The sequence below is a fragment of the Massilia orientalis genome (assembly GCF_030411975.2).
GTDB lineage: Bacteria > Pseudomonadota > Gammaproteobacteria > Burkholderiales > Burkholderiaceae_D > Telluria > Telluria orientalis.
Genome location: NZ_JASNRB020000063.1, coordinates 1 through 5249, shown reverse-complemented (window position 1 = coordinate 5249; position 5249 = coordinate 1). Strand labels below are relative to the sequence as shown.

Annotated in this window: 4 protein-coding genes and 1 pseudogene; 3 read left to right on the top strand and 2 right to left on the bottom strand. The window is 65.6% G+C overall.

Annotated elements, in window-relative coordinates; all coding sequences use genetic code 11:
* Positions 1-77: 77 nt before the first annotated feature.
* Together QPK29_RS33275 and bla are read right to left on the bottom strand one after the other, a co-directional pair.
* Positions 78-1001: an alpha/beta hydrolase gene (locus QPK29_RS33275; RefSeq protein WP_371772399.1), complete on the bottom strand. Its 924-nt coding sequence runs from the start codon at positions 999-1001 to the stop codon at positions 78-80.
* A complete protein-coding gene (gene bla, locus QPK29_RS33270; RefSeq protein WP_371772400.1) occupies positions 962-1810 on the bottom strand; it encodes a subclass B3 metallo-beta-lactamase in 849 nt (282 codons plus the stop codon). Before bla ends, QPK29_RS33275 begins: the two co-directional genes overlap by 40 nt.
* Before the next feature lie 141 nt (positions 1811-1951).
* Here bla and QPK29_RS33265 point away from each other — a divergent pair, with 141 nt between their 5' ends.
* The 3 genes and pseudogenes from QPK29_RS33265 (at position 1952) to ampC (ending at position 5051) form a co-directional block, all read left to right on the top strand.
* Positions 1952-3058, top strand: a complete 1107-nt coding sequence (locus QPK29_RS33265; protein ID WP_371772401.1) for a sensor histidine kinase — start codon at positions 1952-1954, stop codon at positions 3056-3058.
* 2 nt (positions 3059-3060) lie between these two features.
* Positions 3061-3816 carry a LytR/AlgR family response regulator transcription factor gene (locus QPK29_RS33260; RefSeq protein WP_371772402.1) on the top strand — a complete coding sequence of 252 codons (756 nt, stop codon included), beginning with the start codon at positions 3061-3063 and terminating at the stop codon, positions 3814-3816.
* A gap of 87 nt (positions 3817-3903) precedes the next feature.
* Positions 3904-5051, top strand: a pseudogene (ampC, locus tag QPK29_RS33255) (class C beta-lactamase).
* Positions 5052-5249: the final 198 nt, after the last annotated feature.

Here is a 5249-nt window from a genome sequence, read left to right as displayed (position 1 = left end):
CAGTGTGAAAGTAGGTTATCGTCAGGCTAGTTATTAGAAAAGCCCGCTCAGTATGCACTGAGCGGGCTTTTTGCTTTCTACTTCACCTTCTTCAGATACGCCCGCAAGCCATGGGTCAGCACCAGTGGAAAGACGCTGGCATGATCCTCGTCCGCAAATACTTCGAGACGGCTTTTCAGGTTCGGATACCGGTGCGTTTTCAATGCCGCGTCGAAGTCGCATAGATCCGCGACCATGTCCGCATTCTCTTCCGTTCGCGACCGCTTCCGGTTCGCCGGCAATGTCTCCCGGCCGCCGATACCGAAGAACACCGACGCCGGCATATCCTTGTGTCCCTTTGCATAAGCCCGTTCCCGATCGAACATCACGCCCTGGTCGAACCACAGCGATGGACTGCCGAGGATGTAATGGTCGAACGTGGCCGGCTCGCTCAACAGCACTTGCAAGCCGAGCAGGCTGCCATACGAATGGCCGACAAAGATCTTGCGGCTCATGTCGGCCCGGTAGTTCGTGGCGATCACTGGGAAGACATCCGCTGCGATAAAGTGTCCGTAGGCTTGCGCCTCGCCGAACGCGGCGCTGCGTCCCGGCATATCGGAGACGTATTGGCCCCGGGGCATCGACGGCGTGTAATCGCGGCGCCGGCTGTACACGGGACTGTCGCCCTTCGCATACGACAGCCCGACGACGATCGCCTCTTCCAGACCCGCATGTTTGGCCAGCCGCTGGGCGATACCGCGCGCAACGGGGAAGGCGTAGTTCGCGTCGACGACGAACACCACGGGATAACGCCGGTTCGACGACCGATACGAATCCGGCAGCGCGACGAATACCTGGTAGTTGCGGTTCAGCGCTCCCGCGTGCACGTCGCGCACTTCCGTGTCGTCGAGCACATAAGGTGGCGCGGCCGAGGCCAGGCTGCACGCGAAGCAGCACGCCAACAGCAGCTTGCGGACGACCGTCATGGTTGCCCCTCGGCCGCCAGCGTCTTCGCCAGCCATTCCCGCGCGACCGCCGCGTACTTGCGGCAGGCGTCGCGATCGACGAGAGCCTTGTTCTCCTTCCGCTCCCAAAGATCACCGAAATCCGGATGCGCGCTCACGAGGACGTCGCATTCCAGTCCTTCGATCGTGGTGATCGAACGCTCGACGTCCGCGCGTGCGGTCGGATAGAGCGGATTCCTGCTGAAACTACGGCCGTCTGCGGCCAGGGCGGTGAGGCTGTCCGCGTACACCACGCGCATCGTCTTGCCGCCTTCGCTCGATTGCCACGTCCAGCTGGTGGCACCCGGTGTGTGCCCCGGCGTGAAGTGCGCCGTGACGGCGAGCGGCCCGAGTGTCACGACTTCGCCGTCGCGTACCGCGCGCGTGTTGGCCACGGGTGTCATCGGGATCAGGCTGGGATATTGCGGATCCCGCTTGTCCGGCTGCCCCGACTTCAGTACGGCGATGGACGCCGGACTGCCTAGCACCGAGGCGCCACTCATCTTCTGCAGTGCCGCGATGCCGCCGGCGTGGTCGAAGTGATCGTGGCCATTCAGGATGTAGCGGATGTCTTCGACCTTGAAGCCGAGCGCGCGGACATGCGCCGCGACCTGGTCGGCCGCGGCGGGCGGGCCGCCGTCGATGAGGATGTGGCCCGCCGGCGACGTGATCAGCACGGCGGCGATGCCATGCGTGCCGACGTAGTACGTGTTGCCGTAGATGGGGAACGGATCCTGCGGCGCGAGCCACTCCGTCATGCCGGCGACGGTGGAAGCGGAGACGCCGCCGAGCAGGAGCGCGGCGGCCAGGCGTATCGTGTTTTTCATGGGTAGCTGGAGAGTTGATAAAGAGGATGCGTCACCGATTCTGCGGCCATGCCGGTACGACGGTAACGCCGCCGTGACGAAACACCGCTTCCACGTGACGAAGCCGCCGGCCGCGGTCCACCGGCACGCTATACTTCCCCGATGACGCAGCACGCCATTTCCCCGCCATCGACACCGCCCGCGGTAAGGACCATCGCCATCGTCGTGCTCTCGTGGACGGCGATCAGCACCCTGGGCGCCCTGCAGACCTACAGCGACAACCTGCGCCTTGGCGTGGACAGCCACTATCCGTCGCTGCTGGTGACGTGGTTCGTGGAGTACGCCGTGCCGCTGATCGTCCTGAGCGCAGGCCTGATCCTCGCACTGGCGCGCTGGCCCGGATTGATCGCCCGTCCGCGCAACGTGTTCCTGCTGTTCGTGGGCCTCGTGCTCGTGTTCCAGCCCGCGCAGTGGACGTACATGGCGTGGCTGCGCGGCTATCTGCACATCGCGAGCGTCGACGATGCGCGTCGCCTGCTGATGAAGATGCTGCTGGTCGGCTGGTTCTCGACGACGGGCACGTTCGCCGCCATCCTTGCGGTCCACTACTGGCGGCAGGCGCGCGAGCGCGAACTGGCGTGGCAGCGCAGCCAGACCGACATGCTGAATCTGCGCCTCGCGCTTGAAGAGCAGCGCATGCTGGCCCTGCGCGCGCAGTTCGAACCGCACTTCCTGTTCAATGCGCTGAACGCGATCAGCGCGCTCGTGCGCGAAGGCGACCGCACCCTGGCCCTCGGCGGCATCGGCCGCCTGAGCGACTTGCTGCGCTATGCGCTGTCGGCCAGCGTGCGCAATACGGCGACCGTGGCGGACGAGCTGCAGTTCGTCCGCGACTACCTCGACCTGCAACGCCTGCGCTACGGCGACCGGCTGCAGGTCCGCATCGAAGGCGACGACGCGCTGCTGCACGACGTCGATTGTCCGCCGCTGCTGCTGCAACCGCTGATCGAGAACGCGCTCCGCCACGATCTCGATTGTCACGACGGACCGAGCGATATTCGCCTGTCCTTCGTGTCCGGCGGCGCGGCGCTCACGATCCGGGTGACGAATCCCGCGCTCGCGCAGGCGTCGCCTAATCCCGGCGCGGGTCTCGGGCTCGCGAATACGCGCGAGCGGCTGCGCCTCATGCATCCCACCGCGACGCTGCGCACGACCCTGCAGGACGGCCGCTTCGTGGCCGAAGTCCGGTTGCCTTTGGCGCGGGAGTGAGCATGCCGGTGCGCTACCTGATCGTCGACGACGAACTGCCCAGCCGTTCGAATCTGCGCCTGGCCCTGGCCGCGCATCCGGACTGGCGGCTCGTGGCCGAATGCGACGGCACCGCGGCCGCGCGCGCGGTGCTGGCGGCGCAGGAGGTCGACGTCATCTTCCTCGACATCCAGATGCCGGCCGAATCGGGCCTCGTGCTCGCGCGCGAGATCAGCCGCGCATGCGCGCCGCCGCTCATCGTGTTCGTGACGGCCTACAGCGAACACGCGATCGACGCGTTCGACGTGCACGCGCTCGACTACCTGCTCAAGCCCCTGAACGATGCACGCCTTGCCCAGACGGTCGAGCGGATCGGCGCCATGCTGGGACAGCGTCAGCGCGAGGCCTATGGCGCGGCGTTGCGCGATTACGTCGATGCCAGCCAGACCGCCGCGCGGCCGGAGCGGATCAACGTGCGCTCCGTCGGCCGCATCGAACAGATCCGGGTGGCCGACATCCTGTGGATCGAATCGGCCGGGAATTACGTCGAGCTGCACCTGGCCGGGCGCACGGTCCTGCACCGCATCACGCTCAACCGCCTCGAAACGCTGCTCGCGCCCGAGGATTTCCTGCGCGTGCACCGCGGCGCGATCGTCAGGCGCGGCGAGATCGCGCGGCTGGATTCCGCCGGCGACGGCAGCTACCGGCTCAGGCTGCGTTGCGGCGCCACGGTCGCCGTCAGCGAGCGTTACCTGGGCGCGCTGAAGTCGGCGATGTGACGAACGCCCGGTTTGCCGGGACGGCTACGCTGTCGGCGCGCATGGGGCCCTGCCTATACTGGTGCCCGTCACGAACGAACCCGGAGAATGCCTTGTCTACAAAATCCATCGCCCTCGCATGCCTGTCGTTGTTGCCGCTGACGGCAGGCGCCGTCGATGCCGCCGCCGTGCGTGTTGCCGTCGACCGCGCGATCCAGCCTTTGATGGCGCAGCACGACGTACCCGGCATCGCAGTCGCCGTCACGGTGGATGGCCAGGCGCTGTTCTTCAATTATGGCGAGGCGTCGAAACAGGAGCACAAGCCCGTTACCGAAAACACGTTGTTCGAGCTGGGCTCCGTCAGCAAGACCGTCACGGCGACGTTGGCGTGTTACGCGCAGGGGCTCGGCAAGCTGTCGCTCGCGGATCACCCCGGCCAATACGTCCCGCAGTTGAAGGGCAGCGCGATCGACCGTGCGAGCGTGCTCGAACTGGGCACCTACACGCCGGGAGGCCTGCCGCAGCAATTCCCGGACGATGTCGAGACCGAGGCGCAGACGATCGCTTACTTCCGCACGTGGCGCCCGGACGCCGCACCCGGCACGCTCCGCCGGTATTCGAATCCCAGTCTCGGGCTGTTCGGCCATGTGACGGCGCGGGCGCTGGGCGTCGGGTTTGCCGATGCCGTCGAAGGCTGGCTGTTCCCCGCGCTGGGCCTGAAGCACAGTCATATCCGCGTACCTGCCGGCGCAATGGGCGACTACGCCTGGGGTTACGACAAGGCCAACCGGCCGGTGCGCGTCGGCCCCGGACCGTTCGACGCGGAGACGTATGGCGTAAAAGCCAGCGCGGCCGACATGATCCGCTTCGTCCAGCTGAACATCGACGCCAGCAGCCTGTCGGAACCGATGCGGCGCGCCATCGATTGCACGCACACCGGTTATTTCCGCATCGGCGATACCGTGCAAGGGCTCGGATGGGAGCAGTACCGCGCGCCCGTGAGCCTGGCTGCGCTGCAGGCAGGGAATTCCACGAAGATGAGCGCCGAGCCGAATCCGGCCGTCCGGCTTGAGCCGGCCCAGGTCCCGCCGCCGGGGACGCTTTTCAACAAGACGGGCGCGACGCGCGGATTTGGCGCCTATGTCCTGTTCGTACCGCAACGGCGCGTCGGGATTGTCATGCTCGCCAATAAGAATTACCCGAATTCGGCCAGGGTGGAGGTTGCGCATTCGATTCTCGAGCATTTGGTGCCGTGATCCTCTTGCGCACTGGGGCCAGCCTTTGCTATAGTTCGCCTCCTGTTTTGCAGCGCAAGGAAATGAGTCGGTAACGACGGCGCAACAAAACAGACGAGGGGTTGACGAGTTAAGCGAACTACTGCATAATCTCACTTCTCTGCTGCTGACGAACAAAACGATTCGCAAATGCAGCAAGGCAGTACCGAATACAGTTCT

Coding starts and splice junctions, on each gene's coding strand:
- QPK29_RS33275 (WP_371772399.1), bottom strand. CDS start 1,001: ATGGCTGGCGAAGACGCTGGCGGCCGAGGGGCAACCATGACGGTCGTC.
- bla (WP_371772400.1), bottom strand. CDS start 1,810: ATGAAAAACACGATACGCCTGGCCGCCGCGCTCCTGCTCGGCGGCGTC.
- QPK29_RS33265 (WP_371772401.1), top strand. CDS start 1,952: ATGACGCAGCACGCCATTTCCCCGCCATCGACACCGCCCGCGGTAAGG.
- QPK29_RS33260 (WP_371772402.1), top strand. CDS start 3,061: ATGCCGGTGCGCTACCTGATCGTCGACGACGAACTGCCCAGCCGTTCG.